General features: G+C 58.8%; 15 protein-coding genes and 1 pseudogene. 10 read left to right on the forward strand and 6 right to left on the reverse strand.

What is annotated here, in order from left to right; genetic code table 11:
- Positions 1-106: 106 nt before the first annotated feature.
- The 4 genes and pseudogenes from DLM46_RS36085 to DLM46_RS36095 all read right to left on the reverse strand — a co-directional run bounded on the left by DLM46_RS36085 (position 107) and on the right by DLM46_RS36095 (position 3,132).
- Positions 107-636, reverse strand: a pseudogene (locus tag DLM46_RS36085) (IS6 family transposase).
- On the reverse strand, positions 636-800 hold the full coding sequence (locus DLM46_RS39745; RefSeq protein WP_165848142.1) for a hypothetical protein: 165 nt from the start codon (positions 798-800) through the stop codon (positions 636-638). Before DLM46_RS39745 ends, DLM46_RS36085 begins: the two are co-directional and overlap by 1 nt.
- Positions 801-959: 159 nt before the next feature.
- Positions 960-2,234 carry a glycosyltransferase WbuB gene (locus DLM46_RS36090; protein WP_115109265.1) on the reverse strand — a complete coding sequence of 425 codons (1,275 nt, stop codon included), beginning with the start codon at positions 2,232-2,234 and terminating at the stop codon, positions 960-962.
- A gap of 163 nt (positions 2,235-2,397) precedes the next feature.
- Complete coding sequence (locus DLM46_RS36095) at positions 2,398-3,132, reverse strand: hypothetical protein (RefSeq protein WP_133300438.1); 735 nt, start codon at positions 3,130-3,132, stop codon at positions 2,398-2,400.
- Between the two features lie 1,069 nt (positions 3,133-4,201).
- On the opposite strand from DLM46_RS36095, the gene DLM46_RS36100 reads away from it, so the two are divergent.
- From DLM46_RS36100 to DLM46_RS36140, 10 genes are all read left to right on the forward strand, one after another.
- Positions 4,202-5,650: a mannose-1-phosphate guanylyltransferase/mannose-6-phosphate isomerase gene (locus DLM46_RS36100; RefSeq protein WP_165848143.1), complete on the forward strand. Its 1,449-nt coding sequence runs from the start codon at positions 4,202-4,204 to the stop codon at positions 5,648-5,650.
- A gap of 24 nt (positions 5,651-5,674) precedes the next feature.
- A complete protein-coding gene (locus DLM46_RS36105) occupies positions 5,675-7,090 on the forward strand; it encodes an undecaprenyl-phosphate glucose phosphotransferase (RefSeq protein WP_115109243.1) in 1,416 nt (471 codons plus the stop codon).
- Between the two features lie 236 nt (positions 7,091-7,326).
- Positions 7,327-9,477 carry a polysaccharide biosynthesis tyrosine autokinase gene (locus tag DLM46_RS36110; protein WP_244306504.1) on the forward strand — a complete coding sequence of 717 codons (2,151 nt, stop codon included), beginning with the start codon at positions 7,327-7,329 and terminating at the stop codon, positions 9,475-9,477.
- 268 nt (positions 9,478-9,745) lie between these two features.
- A complete protein-coding gene (locus DLM46_RS39750) occupies positions 9,746-10,777 on the forward strand; it encodes a hypothetical protein (protein WP_165848144.1) in 1,032 nt (343 codons plus the stop codon).
- A gap of 394 nt (positions 10,778-11,171) precedes the next feature.
- Entirely contained in the window at positions 11,172-12,038 is an 867-nt protein-coding gene (locus tag DLM46_RS39755) for a glycosyltransferase family 4 protein (RefSeq protein WP_165848145.1), read from the forward strand.
- Positions 12,039-12,086: 48 nt separating this feature from the next.
- Complete coding sequence (locus DLM46_RS36120) at positions 12,087-13,394, forward strand: hypothetical protein (RefSeq protein WP_115109248.1); 1,308 nt, start codon at positions 12,087-12,089, stop codon at positions 13,392-13,394.
- The gene (locus DLM46_RS36125; RefSeq protein WP_115109251.1) at positions 13,391-14,494 is read left to right on the forward strand and encodes a glycosyltransferase family 4 protein; all 1,104 of its coding nucleotides are present in this window, start codon (positions 13,391-13,393) and stop codon (positions 14,492-14,494) included. The genes DLM46_RS36120 and DLM46_RS36125 overlap by 4 nt, the downstream gene beginning before the upstream one ends.
- 181 nt (positions 14,495-14,675) lie before the next feature.
- Positions 14,676-15,989, forward strand: a complete 1,314-nt coding sequence (locus DLM46_RS36130) for a lipopolysaccharide biosynthesis protein (RefSeq protein WP_133300439.1) — start codon at positions 14,676-14,678, stop codon at positions 15,987-15,989.
- Positions 15,986-16,519, forward strand: a complete 534-nt coding sequence (locus DLM46_RS41400; protein WP_165848146.1) for an acyltransferase — start codon at positions 15,986-15,988, stop codon at positions 16,517-16,519. Before DLM46_RS36130 ends, DLM46_RS41400 begins: the two co-directional genes overlap by 4 nt.
- A complete protein-coding gene (locus tag DLM46_RS36140) occupies positions 16,516-19,992 on the forward strand; it encodes an NHL repeat-containing protein (protein WP_115109255.1) in 3,477 nt (1,158 codons plus the stop codon). The genes DLM46_RS41400 and DLM46_RS36140 overlap by 4 nt, the downstream gene beginning before the upstream one ends.
- Positions 19,993-20,075: 83 nt before the next feature.
- Here the strand turns inward: DLM46_RS36140 and DLM46_RS36145 are convergent, their stop codons facing one another.
- Together DLM46_RS36145 and DLM46_RS36150 are read right to left on the reverse strand one after the other, a co-directional pair.
- On the reverse strand, positions 20,076-21,116 hold the full coding sequence (locus DLM46_RS36145; RefSeq protein WP_115109258.1) for an acyltransferase family protein: 1,041 nt from the start codon (positions 21,114-21,116) through the stop codon (positions 20,076-20,078).
- Between the two features lie 173 nt (positions 21,117-21,289).
- The gene (locus tag DLM46_RS36150) at positions 21,290-22,558 is read right to left on the reverse strand and encodes an acyltransferase family protein (RefSeq protein WP_115109260.1); all 1,269 of its coding nucleotides are present in this window, start codon (positions 22,556-22,558) and stop codon (positions 21,290-21,292) included.
- Positions 22,559-22,821 lie beyond the last annotated feature (263 nt).

The following is a 22,821-nucleotide window of genomic DNA, read 5'->3' on the forward strand; positions in this document are numbered from 1 at the left end:
CGCGTAAATCCTGAAGAGCGCTCATGTGCCAGTCACGGCAACTGCCCTTACGGCCTTGTCACATTAACGCGTTGGGCTCGCGGTAGTTCGATAGACTGAACTTTCCTCAAAAACAAGACGGATTTTGGCTAAGTTCGGTGAAACGGTGCCACGCGGCAAAGCGTTCGCCGAGCTGTTTTCGATAGAGCGACGCACGCAGTAGATGTCGCTTCAGTGCGAAGTGTTGCCGGATCGGTCCGAAGCTCGACAAGAAGGCTTGCGTGCGTTCAGGATCGCGGAAACCACGCATTCGNTTTGTCCCGACGTTTCTGCAGCAGGATATCGAGCTCGACGCCGTGCTGATCGACTGCTCGCCACAGCAGATAAGGCTCGCCGCGCAGCCTCACGAACACTTCATCGAGGTGCCAGGTCGAGCCCGGCTTGCGACGCGCAGCTTTAACGCGATGCGCGAAGCCCGTGCCAAATTTATCTACATGAACGGCGCACGGTTTCATAACTGACCACGATGCCGCGCTCGAACAACAACTCTTCAATGTCGCGCAAGCTCAACTGAAACCGAAAGTACCAGCGAACAGCACAACTGATGACGGGAGCCGGAAAGCGGTGACCGTGATAAAGCGATTTAGAATTTTTCATCACGCGATCTTACGCGACAGCTTCGGCAATGTGACAAAGCCCACGCTTGCGGATATCGTCTGAACACGGATGAGCGCGGCGTTCGTGAGAAAGTCGCCGCTTGCCACGCGGCTCATCGACAATCTTAAAGCCTGCATGTTCGCGCTGGCGTCACGTTTTGCCATGTCGGCGAAGCCTTGAGCAGATGCGTGGCGATGCGCGTGAGACGCGCACTAACCGCCGTTGATCGCCCAGTTTGACGTCGCCATCTCGACTTCTCGACGCAGAGGAACGATCCAGAACAAGTGACGAACTGGCGCGGCGTGCGCGATTTTCGCCGTTCGTTAACGTGCTTCGTTTTCCGGTTCCTGCTGCAATGGCTTCGCTCCGCCTTGGCGTGCTGCATGCAGCGCACACAAACGCGCTTCTAGTGCACTGAACGCCGCTTCCCGCGACAGCGAGGACAATGCAAACTCGCGGCCAGCGCGCCCGAGCCGCGCGCGCTCGGCCGGGTCGTCCGCGAGCTGTCGAATAACGCTTGCGAGCAATTGCGCGTTACCCGGCGGTAGCACGATGCCGCGCGGCGCGACCGCTTCATACAATTCGGTATCCGGGGCCGCCATTGCGACGACTGCCCGGCCACTCGCAAACATGCCAGTGAGCTTGGACGGCATGACCAGGTCGGCAGCGTCTGCCCGTTGCGGGAGCACATGGATGTCGGCGAGGTTGAGCAACTCGTTCAATTCCTCGACAGGGCGCAGGCCGATAATGCGGCAGTTCGGCATTGCGCCACACGCCGCCTGAACGGTGCTGCGCACAGGGCCGTCGCCGCAAAACACAAACGCCAGATCGGCGTGGTCCTTCAGTGCGAGTGCCGCGGCCGCCAGGACGTCGAGTCCCTGCTTGACACCCATGTTTCCGGAATAGAGCACGACGATCGCGTCTGCTGCGAGTCCGAGGGCTTCCTTCAGGCAACTTACCCGCGCGAGCGGATAAATGACACTCGTATCGGCCCAGTTGGGAAAACGCACGAGACGCGCTGCTGCGATGCCTTTATCTGATGCGCGCTCCAGCATCTTGTTCGAGATCGTGGAGACAGTGTCGAAACGCATCATCAGTGCCCGCTCCGCTGTCAGCGCGGCGCGCTTGAGGAACGAGCCCTGCAGGATGCCCAATTTGAACGCGGCATCGACCTCAAAATCCTGTATATGAAGCCATGCATGCGCGCGGGATAGCCGGGCGACGAGCCAGCCGGTGGGCGCGTTGAGCAGGCTGGGCGCCACGCAGAACACGATATCGGGGCGCCAGAACGCTTGACGCAACATGACTGGCAGGCTCGACAGCGCAAAGCTGGCGAGGTGCAACAGGCGGGCCACACCCTTGGGCCGCGCGGGTACCCACAGCGGCGCACGCGACACGCGTACGCCGTCGCGCAGTTCGTGCGCATAGCGTCGGGACGAAAATCCTGACGGAATCCGCCACTCAGGATAGTACGGCGGTGCGCAAACCACGCGTACGTCATGCGACTGCGCGGCGATTGTGGCTGCCATCTCGGCAGTGTACTTGCCGATCCCGGTCATCTCCGGGGCGTAGTTAATGCCGTATATCAAGATTTTCACAAATCCTCCGGTCAGTCGATGATCCACGTTGACTGGCAAGGACTATTGAGGGCAAGAAAATGTCCGCGCACGCCAATAATCCATGAATATCGGATAACGAAATAGTTTTTCTATTGTGAAATATCGATCCTGGTTCCGCGATCCGTGAGATCACGAAGCTAATTCAATAAATACCGGCAAGACGGTCGAGAAGGATGCGAAAAGAGCGGATCACCGTTCTTGCACCGGCGGTCAGGCCTGCGTCGTAGTGATGGATAATCAACATACGACGCTCGCCGACGCCGACGTCGAGATTGTGGTGCAGCGTGATGAGGCCGTTGAAGACGTAAACGTTTCCGGGCCTGCACACAATACGTTGCGAATTCGCATTTGATAAGTCGCGAGTGGCAAGCGAGCGCCGAATAAGGAATGGCAGACCGTGTTCGAAGAAGAGATAAGTCTTTGTCAGAAAGTTGGCCGTTGCCGATTTCGCCTCGCGCTGGAAGATGCGCATGACCAGATCGCCGTTGCGTTCCCCGTTTGGGGCGAGTTGCAACGGAACCAGCATCGTTAGGATATGTGAATCGAAGTGGCGAAGATAGCTTTGTGAATCCGCGCGCGGGTCCACGCAGCGCAAGACATGCAACGGGTCGTCGGAGACTTCCCTCTTTAGCACCGTCGTAGCCCATAGTTGTGCCGCAGCGCAGACTTGCGTCTCGATCGCGTGAAAAGCGGCGTTTTCCCGCAACAGCTCGGCGAAGCTTTGTGCCATGACTGATTCCCGGCGGCCATCAGTAGGCTTCCAATCATGCCTTGTCTCGTCAATAGTCGCGTTAAGAGTCTCGATCAGTTTCAGTGGCACAACATTGACGTATACATCTACCAGGCTGCCATGACGCGCTTGATCGTTCACATTCATCGTCGGCCTCGTATCGTGAGAGGCGCTGCTTGTTGATAGATCTTTCTGACAGTTCAGCTTCGCACCGCCGCCATGCCGCTTGCCAGTTGAAACACACTGCGACGACCTGGATGCAACGATAGCGCGCATTGTGCAGTGAACAATAGACAAGCTTTACGCGCTATCGGCCACCACTCAATTGACAGTGTGACGCTGAGAGAATTGGCGCACCACGACGGATCTTCGTTCCCTAAAAGAGATCGGAAAAACCCAGCATTGGGGCGAAAATGGCGAAGCTGGCCCAACATGGTGCCGAAGCGGATGACAGCCTGGAACTCATCTTTCTCTCGCCAAGCCACGCCACGCGTGGCTTCGCCATGTACCAGATACTTTCATTCATGTAACCATTATTCGGATGACGAAATAATGCAAATTTCGAAAATAAAATCGCGACCTCCCACCCGCGAGCATATTCGTCGCGAAACGTGGAGTTCGCTGTGTCGAGATGATCCGCCAAGATCTCGTGATTATCAGTCAAGTAATATGGATCACACATTGCAATGCCTATGATGCAGTGCGTCACAGACAATGGCGCGGATGAAGAAAGATCCTCCATCCCGCCTGGTGCCGGAGGTTTGCTTGCCGGACTTCGCATAATTCACGAGGTCGCCGCGGCCATCCCGGTGTGTCGCTAACGGAGTGCCTCACTCGCAATCGTGTCGAAGAATAGACGCTGATCAAGCGTCATGGCGGTCGCGTCCTCCGCCAGTATTGAATTGGCTTATGCACTTGCCCATCAATGGTGAGTGCTCGAAAAGACGAGCGCAGGCCACGGCAGAACATCCACGCCACCGGCCTTGATTCTGAAAGATTGCTGATGTGGTTGAGCAGTGCATGAATGGCCCGCGGCATACGCGGATCAGGAGAATGTATTTGCGATGCGATTCAATGACCTGACGGTACATAGGAGTGCATAGAGATGAGCGACAATGTCGAAGAAGTGCAAGGCGCAGTCTTCCCCAGAGTACATCAGCCAGTCTCAGCGGGCGATGCTATTGCAGACATTGCGGTGGGATCCTTGATGCCATCCATGCCTATAGTTCGTCTCGCGCCGGTGATACTGGCAGGCGGCGCTGGTACCCGACTGTGGCCGATGTCGCGTGAGCAGTTCCCAAAGCAGCTAATCGGTCTGCTCGGCCACGACTCCTTGTTGCAGGCGACCGTGCAGCGGATGCGGGGTTTCCCCGGGCCGTGGGAGCTGATGCCTGAGCCCATCGTGATTTGTGGGGAAGAGCACCGCTTCGTGACCGCGGAGCAGATGCACGCGAGCGGAATCAATGCGCGCATTCTGGTCGAACCCATTCGCCGCGACACGGCACCGGCGCTGACGCTTGCGGCCGCAGCCGCCTGCGCGGACGGTGAGGATGCAATCATCGTGGCGATGCCTGCCGATCATGCGATCGCGGATATCCACGCGTTTCAGCAGGCGATCGGTCTTGCAGCGCGCCAGGCCGAGGCCGGCGCGATTGCGACGCTTGGCGTTCCTCCGACACGACCCGACACCGGATTTGGTTATATTCGGCTCGGCGAGCCATTGCCGGGAGGGGGGCATCGGATCGAGCGATTTGTCGAGAAGCCGGCGGCGGAACTCGCCGCGCACTACGTTGAGTCGGGCAACTATTGGTGGAATAGTGGCATCTTTGTTGTGCGCGCAACGGTGTGGCTGGATGTAGTCAAGCGCTTGCAACCGGCTGTGCACGATGCGTGTGTGGCGGCTTTCGCCGCAGGGAAAAGCGACGGCATGTTCTTCCGGCCGAGCGCCGAGCAGTTCGCGTCGTCACCTTCGGATTCCGTCGACTACGCGGTGATGGAGCGCCTCGGAGCAGACGATTCGTTGCCGCCCGGTGTTGTCATCAAGCTTGACGCGGGGTGGTCCGACCTCGGTTCGTGGGATGCGGTGTGGGATGCGCTCGACAAGGACGCCGACGGGAACGTTGCGCGTGGGCGCGTCGTGCTTGACGGCTCGACATCCAGCTTCGTTCATTCCGAGGGACGCCTTGTCGTGTGCGTTGGCATGGACAATGTTGTGGTCGTCGAGACCGACGATGCCGTGCTCGTAGCCGATCGCTCGCACGTGCAGGACATCAAGGGGGTGGTCGCACGTATCAAGGCGGAGCGCGCTCCCGAGGCCAATGCGCATCGCAAGGTGCGACGGCCGTGGGGCTACTACGACTCGATCGATCATGGCGGCCGTTTTCAGGTCAAGCGCATCGTCGTTTATCCGGGAGCGCAACTGTCGCTCCAGCTTCATCACCACCGCGCGGAACACTGGATTGTCGTGAGTGGCACGGCGCTCGTCACGTGCGGCAACGAGAAGTTTCTGCTAACTGAGAACCAATCGACGTTTATCCCGCTCGGCAACATGCACAGGCTCGAAAATCCAGGCAAATTGCCGCTAGAGATCATCGAGGTGCAGTCGGGCTCCTATCTCGGCGAAGACGACATTGTTCGCTTCGACGACACGTACGGGCGAGCCTGAAGACCGACACACTGGGAGAGCACCATGAGCAGTGTCGAGTTCGCTCCGGCAACTCCGGCCTCGTTCGGGATGAACGAACTGGTTGTGCGCATGCTGGATGTCGTGTCGATCGTCGTGTGTGCGCGGCTCGCCTCGCTTCTTCGTTTCGAAGAGCTTGCGCCGCAAGGAATCGACACGGCGCTCGTCACATTCGCAGCGGCGTTCGCCCTGGTGGTGTTCCCAGTGTTCGGCATATACCAGTCGTGGCGCGGGCGTTCCACGTTGCGCCTCGCCGCCCAGGTCGTGCTCGCATGGTCTGTCGTTCAGATCTGCGTGCTCGTGTTGTTGTTCGGATTACATCGCACCGATTCGATTTCGCGCTTGTGGTTCGCCTGCTGGACTGCCTTTACCGCCGTAAGCCTCGTGGGGACGCGGATGGCAGTTCGTTCGGTGCTGTCGCACGCGAGAAACGCGGGATTGAATCTGCGTCATGTGGCGATAGTCGGGTGCGGAGTCCATTGCGAGGATATTGCCCGCAACATCCGGCGCTCGCCGGGGAGCGGTTTCCGTGCATTGGCGGCATTCGATGCACGGCCGACCTGTAACGTATCCCGGGCTCGCGTGCCTACGTTCGATGACTTCAACAGTTTTGTCGGCTTCGTGCGCCGCAATATGGTCCGGGAAATCTGGCTTGCTTTGCCGTTAAGCGAAGAGCAGACCATCCTGAGATTCGTCAATGAGTTCCGCGACGATTTCGTGAATGTCCGCTTCATTCCCGATGTGCGCAGCCTGGCACTGTTCGATAGCGGCGTCACCGACCTGATCGGTATGCCGGCAATAAGCCTCGTCGGATCTCCGTTGCCGACGCATGCGCTGCTGAAGAAGGAAATTTTCGACCGGATATTCGCTGCACTGGCGCTGATCGCGCTGATGCCCGTCCTGGCTGTGGTGGCGATCGCTGTGAAGCTATCTTCGCCAGGTCCAGTTTTCTTCAAACAAAAACGCAAAGGCGCCGATGGCCGCGTGTTCGACATATACAAGTTCCGCACGATGAAGTTGCATACCGAGCAGGTTGGGCAACTCAAGCAGGCGACGCGCAACGATCCGCGCATTACCCGGATAGGCGCGTTGCTCAGGCGTACCAGTCTCGACGAGTTGCCGCAGTTCTACAACGTCCTGCGCGGCGACATGTCAGTGGTCGGGCCGCGTCCTCATGCACTCGAGCACGACGAACTCTATCGGAATATTGTCAATGGCTACCTGCAGCGTTACCGGATCAAGCCTGGCATTACAGGCTGGGCACAGGTCAACGGACATCGCGGCGAGACGGATCGCGTCGAAAAGATGGAGCGACGGGTCGAGCATGACCTGTATTACCTGCGGCATTGGTCCTTTGCGCTTGATATGCGTATCGTCGCGGCAACGGTCGTACACGGGCTGGTCAACCGCAATGCATATTGATGGCTGATGACTTGAGCCACGGCCAGCCCGTCTACGATCGTCGCCGTACTCGATTGGATTTTCGCGTGTTTGATGGGCATGCGTCGTAAGACGGAGTAGCTGCTGACAGTAGACCGAGCCACGTGTCGGCTCGAAGTTAGATAACCCTAAGTGTCGACTGGTATCTTATGAACGCTGTCATGGATAGTGAATCGACTGGGTCCCAGCAGGTCGGAGGAGCGGCTCTGAGCTCCTACTTGTCCCATCTCGCCGACAGTTGGCGGCTGATCGCGGCAGCAACCATCGTTGCGCTCGTATTGGGACTCGGCTACGCATTTGTCGCGGCGCCGGTATATCAGGCCGAGGCGATGATTCAGGTAGAGGATAGTGAATCTTCGTCGAAGGCTAAGGAGGTGCTCGGCGAACTCACGTCCATTTTCAACAAAGGTGGTACTACCGCTGCCGAGATGGAACTGATTCGTTCGGACCTCGTCATCGAGCAGGCCGTTCAGCAACAGCATCTCGACATCATTGCGGAGCCGAGATATTTTCCGATTATCGGCGCAGCACTCGCACGGCGCTCACCGCGTGGTGAGCTAGCGTCCCCCAAGTTTGGAATGCCGAAGTTCGCGTGGGGTGGAGAACGGATTTCGGTTAGCGCGCTTGATCTGCCGCACGCGCTCGCAGCTGAAGGGGTGGTCCTGACTGCGACGAATAACGACGCATACATCTTGTCCACCAGGTCGGGGGCTTTCATCTTACGTGGCCATCTGGGTCTGCTTGCGTCAGCGCCGTATTCAGGCGGAAACGTTGCGATCAAGGTCGATCAGCTCATCGCCAATCCGTCGACCGAGTTCAGTGTGGCAAAGATATCCGAGCAGCGTGCCGTTGACGTGCTAAAACATTCGCTCACCGTTGCGGAGAAGGCCAAGCAATCGGGAATGGTCGGCATCAGCCTGACGGGAGAGCATGGCGAGCGCACGGCAGACATCCTCAATGCGATTACCCAGCAGTATGTGAAGCAGAACATTGACAGAAAGTCAGCTGAGGCCGAGCACACATTGGAGTTTCTCGAGCAGCAATTGCCGCAATTGCGCGCGGAATTGGACACCGCGGAGCAGAAATACAATCAATTCCGAAATGAAAACGGCACCATCGATCAGGACGAAGAAAGTCGGCTGCTTCTCGAGCAGGTATCCCAAACACAGGTAAAACTGCTCGATCTTCAGCAACAACGCGACGATCTTAGCCAGCGGTTTGCCGCCGGCCATACGGCTATTGCATCGTTGGAAGCACAAATTTCAACGTTGCAGCAAAAGCAGAACGAGCTGAATCGACGGGTGCAAAAGTTGCCGGATACACAGCAGACCGCACTTCGCCTGCTTCGTGACGTACGAGTCGATACCCAGCTCTACACGGATCTCCTCAATAGTGCACAGCAATTGCGTGTCTTGAAGGCCGGGCAGGTCGGCGACGTGCGCATCGTGAATCACGCGCTGCCCCCGGAAGCGCCGATTCGGCCGAACTGGTCGGTCATTATGCTGGGCGCCGCCATTCTGGGCTCGACGGTGGGAATCGTCGCGGCTTTGAGCAAGAAGATGTTTTTCGGCGGGATCGAGAACTCGGATGAGATCGAGCGCGCGCTCGGCATTCCGGTTTATGCGGTCGTACCTCGGAGCACGGCACGAAAGCGCTTGCAGAAAGCGATGAAGCGCGGAAATCGCGGCCAATATCTGCTTGCGGGGAGTGCTTCCTACGATATCGCCGTCGAGGGTATTCGCAACCTGCGTACCGCATTTCAATTCGGCATGCTCGACGTCAACACCAACGTGATCGCGGTGACGGGCACGGGCATCAAGGTGGGCAAGTCGTTTGTGTCGATCAACTTTGCAACCGTCATGGCGTTGGGCGGTAAGCGCGTTATTCTGGTCGACGGGGATATGCGACGCGGCGATGTCCACGAATATCTGAATATCCAAAGTGAACCCGGATTATCCGATGTCATTACCGGCGCGGATCTGGATCGTGCGGTGGTCAAAGACGTGCTGCCCGGACTGGATGTGCTGCCGCAAGGGACCATTCCGCCGAATCCTTCTGAACTGTTGATGAGTGAGCGGTTTCGTGCCGTCATGGAGCAGTTGTCCGCGAAATACGACGTCGTGGTCATCGATACGCCGCCGGCACTCGCGGTGACCGACGCCGCGCTCATCGGAAAATCCGCAGGGGCCACGCTGCTCGTTGTCCGTCATGGAAAAGACCAGTTGCTGGGCATAGGCGAGGCAGTCAGGCGGTTGCGCCACTCGGGAATAACCGTGAAGGGTGTGGTCTTCACCGACGTTCCACGAGGTCCGCTGGGTTACGGCGCGTACTTCCCGGATTACTACGCAAAAACCGCGGGTGCGAAGTAGCTGGTTAGACCGGTCGATGGGAAGAAAAACCTGTGAACCCGCCTCCGGGCGACGGGAATCAATGAACTGGTGAGATTCAAAATTGATATTGAATTTCTTCGCATAACTATTGCGGAGTGCAAATTTGATGGGGTGGCGGAAATCAATTCATGTAACTGATCGTTTGGAGTCGGCTGAAGGGATGCCCTTCGTGGATTATGCCGCTTCAACCGGATCACGCGAATCTGGCCGGTGAGCGCGAGATGGCACCGGCGACGATAACTGACATGTGACTCAAACCATGCTGAGCTTTCGGATCGTCCAGCCAAAAGTCAAAACGACCGGATGTGGTGTGACAGACCACTCGACCGTGCTGCTTCAGTGCCTGCGCGAGAAGGACGTGCTTGTCGAGCGGTATTCCGTGCCGGATCGCCAGGCGGCGAGGAAAGTGCCGGTTGTGCCGGGGGATATCTGGATTCTGCAAGTGTCGATCTATGGCTTTGATCGAAAAGGGGTACCGCTGTGGCTGCCAGCCTTCATCAAGAGGGCGAAGCGACGGGGTCTGAGATTGATCGTTTACTTCCACGAATTGTGGGTGCTGGTCGCACCGCGCATGTCGTCGGCTTTCTGGCTGGCCCCGTTGCAAAAAGGGATCTGTGAACAACTTGTCGAACTCGCTGACTACGCGTTCTTTAACACGGATTTCACCCACACATGGGGCGTCGAGAAGATAGGCAGCAGGGCGATTTATTCGCCGACGTTCTCGAATGTCGGCGAGCCGGGGCAGGTGAAAGCATGGGGCGAGCGTAAAAACATAGCCGTCGTCTTCGGATCGGAGCACGCACGCAGACAGGTGTACGAATACGTGACGCCGATTCTCGCGGCTCAGCTAGCCAGCAATTGCATCGAGCGTGTAGTCGATATTGGTGCGAAGGGCGCGTGGCTGGATGAAGTAGCGCACGCTCTGCGCCCCCATCAATTTGAAATTGCCGGCACGCTGTCAGCATCGGAAGTCTCGGCACTGCTGACAGACGCAAAGTGGGGATTCTTCAATACCCCGTGGGGGCAGGCATCGAAGTCCGGTGTGTTCGCAGCCTATGCAACGCACGGCGTGGCGCCAGTCTCCATTTTCGATGATGTTGGCGCGTACCCCGCGCCTACGCACTATCCGTTGCCCGACACGCACTTTGTCAGGCGAGAGTCGTTCTGGCGCCCGGCCGAAGAGGTGGACACCCTGTCCGAGACAATCAGCCGACGCGTTTTCGCCGAGCATGTGCGCAGCAACCAGTTGGTTGAGAAGATTCTGGAGGTCACATCATGAGCGGGAACCTGTGCGACTTGTCGGCTTTCTGTGCGCAGACTCTCGCCGATCCGGGAGACGATCGGGCCGGAGACCTTCAATGAAATCCGTCGCCGTCTTCCATCCAGGCTTGCAGCATGCACACCAGTTGGCATGGGGGCTGCATGAGCGGGGTTTGTTGCAAACCTTCTGGTCGGGTGTGCCGTTGAGCGGGACCGGTGCGCGGCCATTACCGATCATTCCGGCTCGATTGCGCGCGAAGATGCGCAGCACCGTGATACCTCATGCACTCAGACACCATCCAGTCTGGTGGCAAGTACTGTTGCGGGCGCGTTCGCTCGCGCGCTCGGCACCCGCACGCCACGACTACACACACCGCGTGTTCCATTGGTTCGATTGGTGGGTGTCTCGCCAGGTGCATGCGCTGAAGCCGCGTGCCGTGGTCGGTTACGAGAACTCTTCCTACCACACCTTTATGGCGGCACGTTCCGTGGGGGCGATATGCATTCTCGATGCACCTTCCCTGCATCACGAAGATGCAAAACTGTTGATCGAGGTGCCGTCGAATGGGTACATCGAAGAAATCAATCGGCGCAAGGACAAGGAGGTCGAACTGGCCGATCTCGTGATCACGTGTTCTGACATGGCGCGCGACTCATACATGAAAGCAGGCGTGTCGGGCACCAAGGTGAAGTCCGTGTTACTCGGAGCGGAGCTTCCGGAAGGGGTCGCCAGGCCTTTTGAAAACGAGAGACCAGTCCAGTTCATCTTTGCGGGAACACTTTCGTCCAGAAAATCGATCGATCTGATTCTGGACGCCTTTGCACAGCTCAACACAGATTCGCATCGTGCCGATCTGATACTGGTCGGCGGGACGGAAGAACCGCAATGGCTGACGAAGGCGAAGCAGATACCACACGTGCGCCACCGTCCTAATGTGCCGCAGGCGCAGCTATATCAACTTTTCGCCGAGGCGGATTGCTTGCTGCTGCCGTCGCGATTCGACGCGTTCGGGATGGTGGTCGTCGAGGCGATGGCGACGGGAACACCGGCAATCGTATCGACCATGACCGGTGCACGCGAAATCATTGCGCTGTTCCCCGACAGCGGGTGGGTGGTCGAACCGACGGCGGAATCGATCTTTCGCTGTATGGAGGACAAGGTGGTGAACCGCCAGGCGATCCGCCAGGCGTCGCCCTATGCGTTGAAAGCCGCCGGTCACTTCACGTGGCGTGCGTACCGACGTCGCGTTTCGAGTCTTATCGCCGACACCCTGGAGTGACCCATGCGGCCTGTGTCATTGCCTTCCGTGCGCCAGTCGAGCCAACCCTTGAGCCTGGAGTTCAAGCTGGTTGTGTTCGTTATCCTCGTGGCGGTCTGCGAGGGCGCAGCCCGAAAATGGTTTTTGCCCGCTCTCACCAGCCCCTTGTTGGCTTGCCGCGACCTGGCGGCGTTGACGCTCGTCTTGCGCGCGGCCATGCAGCACCGCTTTCGAGCAATGCCGATGCTAAGCCAGTGCCTCGTGCTCTGGTCATTCTGTGTTGTCATCTGGGGGGCATTGCAGCTCGTCGTTGTCCAGGGGCCGGTGGTTCTGTATTTTCTGGGCCTTAGATTCTGGCTCCTGTATTTATGGTTCGCCCTTGCGATGGCCTGCTCGCTCTCAGCAAATGAGGTGATCAGGATCATCAGGCTGATGATCGTGCTGAGCGTGCTGATGATGCCACTCGCCGTGCTACAGCATTTCTTGCCGCCGTCGTCAGCGCTAAACGTGCAACCCGATACCGACGAGGAGGAGATATTCCGGGTATCGACCAACATTGTCCGGGTGAGTGGAACTTTCACTTTTACGATGGGCTACGCCTGCTTTATCGCTGCAGTTGCGCCGTTTGCAATGAGTACCGTGTGGAACGGTATGCGTCTCTACAGGCGCAAGTGGTTCGCGCTGGTGGCCTTCTTCGCTGTTTCGATCGGGACGCTCATCAGCGGATCTCGAGCGTCGATCATGTTCTTTGGCGCTTTGCTTGCCATCCAGACTGTCGGCAGTGTCGTCGGGGCGAAATCGGGAAAAGCGCTGATTTTCTCGCTGGCTAAAGCCTTGATTGCAGCCGCAGCGCTCACAGCGACCTTATTTGTTTTCAGCGATGCGCTTGTGGCGACCCAGGAACGCTTCACGAACGCGGCCGCCGAGGAGGACGTTCTCGGTCGCGTGGAAACGGAACTCCTCGGCGAACCGGCCGCGCTCAAGGACATGAACTTCATCGGCCACGGCCTGGGAGCCGGCACGAACGCCGGCTCTGTCCTACTGACGGGCGAACGGACATTCGAACTTGCGGAGTCGGAACCGGCCAGGGTGTTGCTGGAAATGGGCCTCGTCGGCGTTGCATGGTTATTGATCAAATGCACGATCTTCAGCTTCGGTCTGGCAAAAAGCGTCGGTCGATTGACACGGCTCGGTGAAACGCTGCCGTCGATGCTTTGGGCGACCGCGGCTTACGGCATGTCGTCGTGGCCTGTCAGCGGGCAAGTGAGTGCGAATGCCTTCGGCTACATCGTCCTCGGCCTTGCTTTGTGTTCCATTCGCCCGGCAGTTCCCGCGCGGACCGTGGTCTATCGCTATGCAGCGGAGGTATCGAAATGAAGCTTCTTCTAGTAGGAAACTATCCAGCGGATGACATCAAAAGCATGCAGGCCTATGCGCAGATGTTGTTGCAGGGTTGTCGTGACGCGGGTGTCGACGTCGAGTTGACGGCGCCGAAATCCGTGCTGCTGTCTCGTTCCAAAGAGCCTGTGGGTGTGTCGAAATGGGTGGCATACGTCGACAAGTTCATTATTTTCCCGCTGTTCCTAAGCCGGCGGGCCAAACGTTTCGACCGGACGCATATATGCGACCATTCAAATGGAATGTATCTCTTCTGGCTGCCGCCGAAGAAAACCAGCATTACTTGCCATGACGTTATCGCGATTCGGGCTGCACGCGGATTAATCGGTGGCTGGCGCACCAGTCCGACCGGGAAGGTCTTTCAGGCGCTGATATTGCGAGGCATAGCGCGGGCGCAAAAGATCATTTGCGTCTCGGATTTCACGCGCTCCGACCTGATCGAGTTGCGTCCCGATCTGACCGACAGAACCACGGTCATCCGCCAGGCTCTGCACAGCAAGTTCGCCCATGATCCTGACTGGCGCGACGTGCTCGATGCCTACGGATTCGGTGTTTTACGCATGACGACCTATTTCCTTCATGTGGGATCCGATCATCCGAGAAAGAACCGGGCGGCCGTGGTGCGGATCTTTGTCGAGCTTTTGAAGTCCCCAGCATTCGCCGATGCCCATCTCATGTTCGTCGGCCCCCCGCCGAACCTGGAAATGAGCGAGATCATGACGCAAGCGGCATTGCGCTCGAGAGTCCACTTCTTCCAGAACGCACCGATGGAATTGCTGAACGCGCTGTATTCGGGCTCCCAGGGTTTCATCTTCACGTCGCGTAACGAAGGATTTGGTTGGCCGGTGATCGAGGCGCAGGCGTGTGGCTGTCCGGTGTTTGCTTCGGACGTGGGCCCGATGCAGGAAGTGGGCGGAACAGCTGCGCAATATATCGACCCTGACGATACAGTGCGCGCGGCCGCGACAATTGCGTCGGCCGACTTCGAAGGCATGAGGAACGCCGGACTCGAAAATGTCGCACGGTACAACGTGGATCGAATGATCCGGGAATTGATCGCGACTGTGGAACAGGATTGATTGGTCAAGCGCTCCGCACATCGAACCCGATCTCGGGGGGCAGGGTGGGCGAGCGAACATTCGCGATGACCAGACGTACGCGAAGATACCGATTGCTTCGGGTGTCTGCCGATTCCGGACCCGGGCGTGACGGGAGAGTTGCAATGTCTTTGATCGTGCCTCACAGCGGAACGCTCTCCATATGACTCAAACCCCTGACACCTCCACAGAAGCAAGGGCTGACGGCACGCTAGCCGTATGTCAGCCCGCAGTTCAGAAAACCGGCGGGATGTATGTGTTTCTTGCCAAATTTTTCTCGCGCGAAGCATTGCTTCAGGGCATCAACTTCCTATGCGGCATATGGGTGGTCCGAACGCTGTCGATTCAGGAGTACGCCTGGTACACGATTGCGGTCACGTTGCTCGGCGCCGGCAGTGTGCTCAGCGACATTGGCGTCGGCGCCGCGCTGATGAGCGTGGCCGGGCGGTTGTGGCCGGATAGGGCGAAGATCAACAGCGTTTTTGTCGTGGCGTTCCAGACCCGGACGAAATTCTTCATCGCTTTCGGGCTCCTTATCTTCGCAGCCGGGCTTGTGCTGCTGACCCGATCTCAGTCTTCGGCGGCAATGTCGGTGTGCATCATGGGACTCGTGGTCCTGATCACGTATTTCCAGTTGAACTTCGACTTGATGGCGGTGCTGCCGAAACTGGAGCAAAGCCTCGGTGTGCTGCAGAGAATGACCATCTCCGGAGCGTTGCTGCGACTGGCCATTCTTTCCCTCATTCTAATTTCGCCTCGTGCGGTGACGGCGCTCGCGGCCGCACTGATTGCAATGGCATTCCAGACCTATCAGATCAGACGGCACTATGAACTGTCGAACACGGACGACGGATATGTACTCTCGGAGGTCAAGCAGGAGTTCTCGCGCGTGGCAAGAAGGCAGGCGCCGGCGTCGATTTATTTCTGCATTCAGGGACAATTGAACGTCTTTTTGTTGGGTTATTTTGGCAGCTCGACCCAGGTCGCCCAACTCGGCGCGCTGGGCCGCATTTCGGCCTTGCTGCTCGTCGCACAGTCAGTGTTCTCGAACATCCTGATGCCCCGTTTTTCCGTGTTGAGGAACAAGGCGGAGATGCGGCGCAAATACCTGCTTTATGTGTCGTTGTTCCTGTGCATCGTCGCCGTGTTCCTCGGTACGGCTCTGCTGTTTCCTGAGTTCATGCTGGACATATTGGGCGGCAAATACAGCGGACTGAACAGCGAGTTGCTGTTGATCCTCGCGTCAGCTTCGCTCTATGTGATCGAGGGGCTGCTGTACTCGTTGAACATGTCGAGGGCGTGGATTTCGCCGTCCTGGATCCAGGTCGTCGTGACTTTGGGGTGCCAGGCAGTGTTGCTTGGCTTCATGTCGATCGACTCGATCTCGCGGGTCGTCATCTTCTCTTCGATTAGTCCGGTTGTGTCGATCTGTGTGTACGTCATATCGGCAACGATTCACTTCGGGAGAATGAAATGAGATATTTCATCAGTGAATTGATTATCTTCCTGAACAACTTCATTGCCAACAAGGTGCCCTTTCATTTTGTGCGGAGAAACTGGTACCGGAAGATCATGAAGTTCGATGTGGCGGACTCGTCAGCCGTCTTGATGGGAGTGACATTCGATGCGCGAAAAGGCTTCGTGATAGGAGAGAACTCTGTCGTGAACGAATTCGCGCGAATGGACACCCGGGGCGGCATCGTGCTCGGACGCAATGTGTCCGTCAGTTCTCGCGCGACGATTCTCACCGCGTCGCACGATCCGAATAGTGAACACTTCGCCGGATATGAGCAGGGTGTGGCAGTGGGCGATTTTGCGTGGATCGGGCTTAACGCGGTCATCATGCCAGGCGTCACGATAGGAGAGGGCGCGGTCGTGGCTGCCGGTGCGGTGGTGACACGCTCCGTGAAACCCTTTGATATTGTGGCTGGCGTTCCGGCAAAACCGGTTGGCCGAAGAAACACCGACTTGCGATATAGCACGCGGTATCAGCGGCTTTTCAAATGAGCCTGGTTCGATTCGCTGCCCTGTGCGTGGCCGGCTTGTACCTGACGCATGGAGTTGCGTCGGCGGCGGAGGCTGTAAAGCCGGCGCCTCATCCGCCGATCGCAATACATTTTTCGATACCGCAGTCCGGGTATGTCACGCTCGTTATAGAGAAGCCGGACGGTACACGCGTTCGTAATCTCGTGAGTGAAGAGGCTTTTCCCGCCGGCAGCAATACCGCGTGGTGGGATGGACTCGATGACCTCGCACGCGACACCGACGCGGCCGCGCACGGGCAATATCACATTCCCGGGCGGCTCGTCGCGCCCGGCACTTACCGCGTGAGAGGACTGGTTCGTCCGGCAATCAAGGTTCAATACGAATTCAACCCGTACGACGACGGACGGCCTCCGTGGAAGACGGAGGATCGCAGCAGCGAGTGGCTGGCGAACCACTCGGCACCCAGTGCGGTGCTGTTCGTACCATCAGGTGCCGCCCCGGAGCGCCCAGCTACCCCGAATGCTTCCACAGGCCAGATCCTTGTAGGCAGCTATGTGTCCGAGGGCGGCAGCGGTCTTGCATGGCTCGACCCTTCCGGCCGGAAAGTGTGGGGGCAAATGTGGCTCGGGGGCGTGTGGACCGGCGCCGCGCAACTGGCTCGCGACATAGGCCCACACCCTGTCGCTGGCGTGTACGCCTATGCCGCATCGTCATGGAGCGGTGACCAGCACAATGGCAAGGTTGGCGAATTACGCCTGAATGCGTTGCTGTCGAAAGATGGACAGCACGCCGCGCCGGCAGACGCCCGGCTTGGCACGGGCGAGGACGTGTCCGTTCTGCAACCCGCCTACCAGATCCAGTTGCCCGCGACGCCGACGCGCCCCGACGTGGACCCGTCGTATCCTGAACGATCAGAGGCGGTGGCGGGTCTTGCGGCGTACAACGGTCTGGTGGTCGTCGCATTGCGTGGCGCTGCCCAGCTTCTGTTTATCGATGCCGTACATCATCGCGTTCTGCAGACGACGCCGCTGGTCGATCCCCGGGGACTCGCTTTCGATGGGCGCGGGCGGCTTCTCGCGCTTTCTGGAAAGCAGCTTGTGCGCTTTGACGTGAACTATGGCGACGCCCTCGAGGTATCGTCGCCGCAGCGTGTCGTGGCCACCGGTCTCGAAGATCCTCAGGCCGTCACTCTGGATTCGAGCGGCAAGATCTACGTGAGCGACTTGGGGCGAAGCCACCAGGTCAAGGTCTTCTCGCCGGACGGCGCGCATGTGCGCGTGATCGGCCATCCGGGAGCGCCGGCGACCGGTGTGTACGATCCGGGACATATGAACCATCCGGCTGGGATCACCATCGATAGTGCCAGCAGGCTCTGGGTGGCGGAGAACGACAAGACGCCCAAGCGGGTGAGCGTGTGGGACGCAGCCACGGGACGTTTCGTTCAGGCGTTTTACGGTCCGCCGCGATACGGCGGTAGCGGGGCGCTTGATCCACGCGACAGGACGCGCTTCTTTTATGCGGACGAAGCAGGTGCGATGGGGTTCAAGTTGGACTGGCAAGCCGGCTCGGGTGTGCCTGATGCAATCTACTATCGTGCCGAGGATGACGCGACCGGTCTGGTGGGCACCGGCACCGGCGGAATGCCCGAGTATCCGTTGTATCGCGACGGCGAGCTTTATCTGACGAACGCCCATAGTGCCGAGGTGACAGGGCGGCCGAGCGTCGTTCTGTGGCATATCGGCAAAGACAAGGTGGCGCGACCGGCAGCGGCCGCCGGCAGCACGCTCGATAGCGCTGCAAAGCTCTTGCCCGCATTCAACTCAGCAGCGATGCGTGCACGGATGCCGAAGGGGATCGACCCGCAAGCGGACCCGCTGATCTTCGTCTGGCGCGACGTGAACGGCGATGGGCGCGTCGCCCCGGAGGAGGTCTCGTTCCTCACCCCCAAGGGCGGGACAAAGGGGAATAAGCCGTTTGTCGGCAACGTCACGGTACTGGACGACCTGTCTCTCGCGATTGCTTACGCGGGCGACGTCGCCATGGTGATTCCGGCGGTCGGGCTCACGCCTCGGAGCGTGCCCATCTACGACATCGCGCATGCGAAAGTACTCGCCGGCAACATGCAACCGCCAGTGAGTTCCGGTGGCGGCCAAGTGCTCTTAGGGCGCGGCGGATGGGCCGTATTCACAACGCCTCCCGCACCGTTCGCACCGCAAAGTCTTGGGGGCACCCGCAACGGCGTGCCAATGTGGTCGTATCCGAGTGTCTGGCCGGGGCTGCATGCGTCCCATGCGGCCGCGGTGCCGGAACGACCGGGCGAACTCGTGGGCACCACGCGCGTGCTGGGCAATCCGATCGATGCCCCGTCTCCATCGGATGCCGGACAACTTTGGGCGATCAACGGCAACGAAGGAAACGTCTATCTGTTCACGATTGACGGGCTCTTCGTCGCGACGCTTTTCAAGGACGCGCGTCTGGCCACCGCCGCGCCACCCAGGCAGGCCGTCAGAGGAATGGATCTGAGCGCCACCAGTCTGCAATACGAGTGTTTCCATCCCATGCTGACGCGAACCGCCGACGGTGCGGTATTTCTCCAGGCGGGTTCCACTTCACCTCTGTTGAGGATTGTTGGCCTCGCGGGCGTGCGGCGTCTGCCGGATTTGCCATTGACGGTGAGTGCGAGCGAACTGGTTGCCGCGCAACGGCAGGCTACGAATGCATATCAGCCCGGCACTCAAGCGGCGTTGCTCGACGTCGAATATCGTGCAACCCCGACAGCTCCAGGCGCCGACGCGGCAATGTGGCCGAACGCCGACACTCAGTGGGCGAAGATCGACACGCGTAACGTGCAATCCGGCGACTGGAGGCATACCAGCATTGAAACCCGCGCAGCGCTGGCTGTTTTCGGAGGCCGTCTTCTCATTGCGATCAAGACGGACGACGCGGACCTGCTCAACAACAGCGGCGAGTCGCTACAAAACCTGTTTACGACGGGAGGCGGCATCGATCTCATGCTCGGCACCGATCCCGGTGCGTCAGCGGAACGCACGGTTGCTGTTGCGGGTGACGAGCGGCTGGTAGTGTCGCGTGCGCACGGTCAAATCGTGGCGATGTTGTATCGGCCGGTTGCATCGCCGCGCGGACCCACGCCGGTCACATTCAGCTCTGCGCTGCGGACCATTCGTTTTGATCGAATGGACGATGTCAGCGAGAAGGGCGCGGTTTCGGTGACGCGTGATCGAACAGCGGGCACTGGCGCGCCGCAGGAAGTGCTGTACAAAATCGACGTGCCGCTGAAAGTGCTGAACCTCTCGGTTACGCCAGGCACTGTGATCTCCGGCGATGTCGGCGTGTTGCGCGGCAACGGATTCCAGACTTTGCAACGCGCGTACTGGGCCAACAAGGCAAGCGGATTGCTCAGCGATTTGCCTGGCGAGGCCGAGTTGACGCCAAATTTGTGGGGTCGCTTCCGTTTCGTCGCGGCGACGAAATAGGGGCGTGCGTTGCGCCAGCGCACGGACCGCGCGCGTCATACGTGCGCCGTCACCAGCTCGTCGCGCGGTGCCGCACCTTCTTTCTAGTAGGTCACGCCCACCGGCGCCGGTTCGTTGTCGGTGCGGCGTAGCCTGACGAACCGTTCGCGCATGCGGCTGCATGGCCTGTCGACAAACTGCGTCATGGCGGCGGACATTGCAAAGGAAAGGACGATGAGGGGCACCGTCGCGAGTGCCCGCCTCGGCGACGGCAGGCTGCTCAGATGCGTCGCGTAGTGTGAGACGAACAGCAACGGCAACCAGTGCACGAGATAGAGCGAGTATGACGCGTCTGAGAGAAAGCGGTCGAACCAGCCGCTACGCATGGTTACCGTGCTGAAGGCAAACGGCAGCGCAAGGACTGCAAGGCCGATATTGAGGATTGGATTGTAGGCGACGTAAAGGGGTGAGTGATGGGCGCCGCCGAACAATACGGGGCGCAACGCGGGCACGCAGGCGAATACCGCAATGACCAACAGCGTATGTGCAGCGGACCCCATGGCGACCGGTCTGGTCGGCCGTATGGCAGGGTATTTGGCCGCAAGAATGCCTGACACGAACCACGGAAGATATGACATGAACGCGCGATCGTAAAACATCACGATCGAGGCGATGCTCGCCAGGAGGCAAACGCCCACGAGAAGCACTGGCCGCTTCTGCAGCAGGACGATGATGAGCGGCGCTACGAAATAAAACTGCAGTTCCACATCGAGCGACCAGGCGGGCACGAGAGGCGTCCCGCTGGCCGTGTTGTAGCCGAGGAGCACGAAGCTCGACAGCCACGCCAGCGCGTCGACAGGGGCGAATGGTACTTTGGGCTGCACAATGTGCGGCAAGATCGTCGCGATCGCCAGCGCGCTCAGGCTGCAAAGCAGGAAAACCGGTGCGAGCCGCCAGATTCGTGAGATCACGAACGTCATGTAAGGGGCGCGCGTCGATTCGTATTTGTTCTGCCACATGGAATAGACCCAATAACCGCTCAATGCGAAGAACAGGTAAACGGGCGTATGGCCTACGCCGAAACTACTGTAATGAAAGGCCAGAACCACCGTTGCAAGAAAAAACCGGAATGCGCCTGGAGCCATATCGCTCTCCCTGAGAAGGTGGCTGACCGATAGATGTCACGGCATTAGTTCGGGAAACTTCGCTCACTGTCTTCGTTCAAAAGGCCGAAGGCACGCGTGCAAGTAAGCGCCATGTCATATCACGAAGGCGGTGCACGGTGTATGACAGGGCTGTCAAATCGGACCAAGCCGGATCAAGCCTCCGGCGCGCGCGATGGTCGGATGCGCGGCGACGCCCATCCGACGAGTGCATCAAGTCTTTGCCGTACGTTCGATGTGTAGCGTTCTGTCACCGTCGACATTGCCAGGCAGTAAGCGTAAGCAAGCAGTATGGCGCCGAGCAGATAGCCGATGCCTGCAAGGTGTGGTTGCTGCGGGAACGGCAATCCTGCAACCTGATAGGCGGCGGCGCAAATGAACAGTAGCGCGGGAAGGTGGAAGAGGTAAGTGGTATAGGAGAACCGCGCAAGCTCCTGATGCCACCGCGCAAAGCGCATTGGTCGACTCAACCGGCTCGAACTCGCGAGCGCAGTCGCATAGCAGATGCCCAATACGAAGTCGCGCAGGAACGACCCGGGCAGATTGGTCTCGAATGCCGCCACGTTATGGCTCAGCCGGGACGCCGTGAGCGCGGCGATGAAGCACCCGATGCCGACGATCGGCGCCGGACGCCATGCCGTAGATTTGATCCAGCGATGGGTCACGATGCCCACAACCCAGATCAAGCCCCAAAGCACCAGCTTGGCGGGCAACAGCATCGCAATCAGGAGCGCCGCCATGAGATAAGCGAAGCGCTTGTTGCCGCTACCTGTCATCGCCGCGGCGGTGCACGCAAAGATGCAGTAATACCACCATTCGTACGCGAGACTCCATAACGCTCCGTTGCTGCCGAGCGGTTGCGTCAGCGTGCCTTGCATCATGAACAGATTGCCGATGAACGTCGGCAACGTCATCGCGGAAACAATCGTGTAGTTGATTGAGGCAATGTGGTATTGGGAAACAGAGGTGTAGATCGTGCTGGAATTAAACCAGCGCAACCCTATGAAATCGAGTGCGGCTCCGATAATCAGCGCGGGTATCAACGTCGTGTAGATCCGGCTCACGCGCGCCGATGCGTAGGTGCGAATGTCAGGTCCTCTAAATTGCCAGCGTTCAAGTGTCAAGCCACCGACGAGAAAGCCGCTGATGACGAAGAAGATCACGACGGCTTCATGGCCGAGCCCCGTTGCCAGATACAGGACTTTGCTGAAAACACTTTTATTTTGCACGCCGCCGAAGTCCACCAGGATCAGGCTCCTGGCATGGTTCACCACGACTAGAAGTGCGGCGGCCCATCGGGATAGGTCCATGAACGTCAATACATTTTCTTTCATAGTGCCGCCGGGCTGTAAGTCGATGCAAAGTACTGCGGTTCGCCCCTTAGGGCTGGCAATCGGCTGTGAGCTGCGCTGGCCGCGCGGCATCGTCCGGGAACGATACTATGTGCGACAAAAAGAAGGGATGCGCCACGATCCATGCTTTCGGAGACACTGCGCGGGCAGCGGAGTCCGGGCAGTCGGTGGGTTGCTAAAACGGGGTGCATTCTATATTTGACATAAGATAAATTATCAACAGGACTGGTGTAGCGGCTTTATGTAAATGTCGTGTTCTAGCTAGATAGAAATGTCGTGTTTTTGAACGCTGGCATGCTGGTCGGTCCGTTGCGAGATTTCGGAGTCGGCCATGT

The organism is Paraburkholderia lacunae (assembly GCF_003353175.1).
GTDB lineage: Bacteria > Pseudomonadota > Gammaproteobacteria > Burkholderiales > Burkholderiaceae > Paraburkholderia > Paraburkholderia lacunae.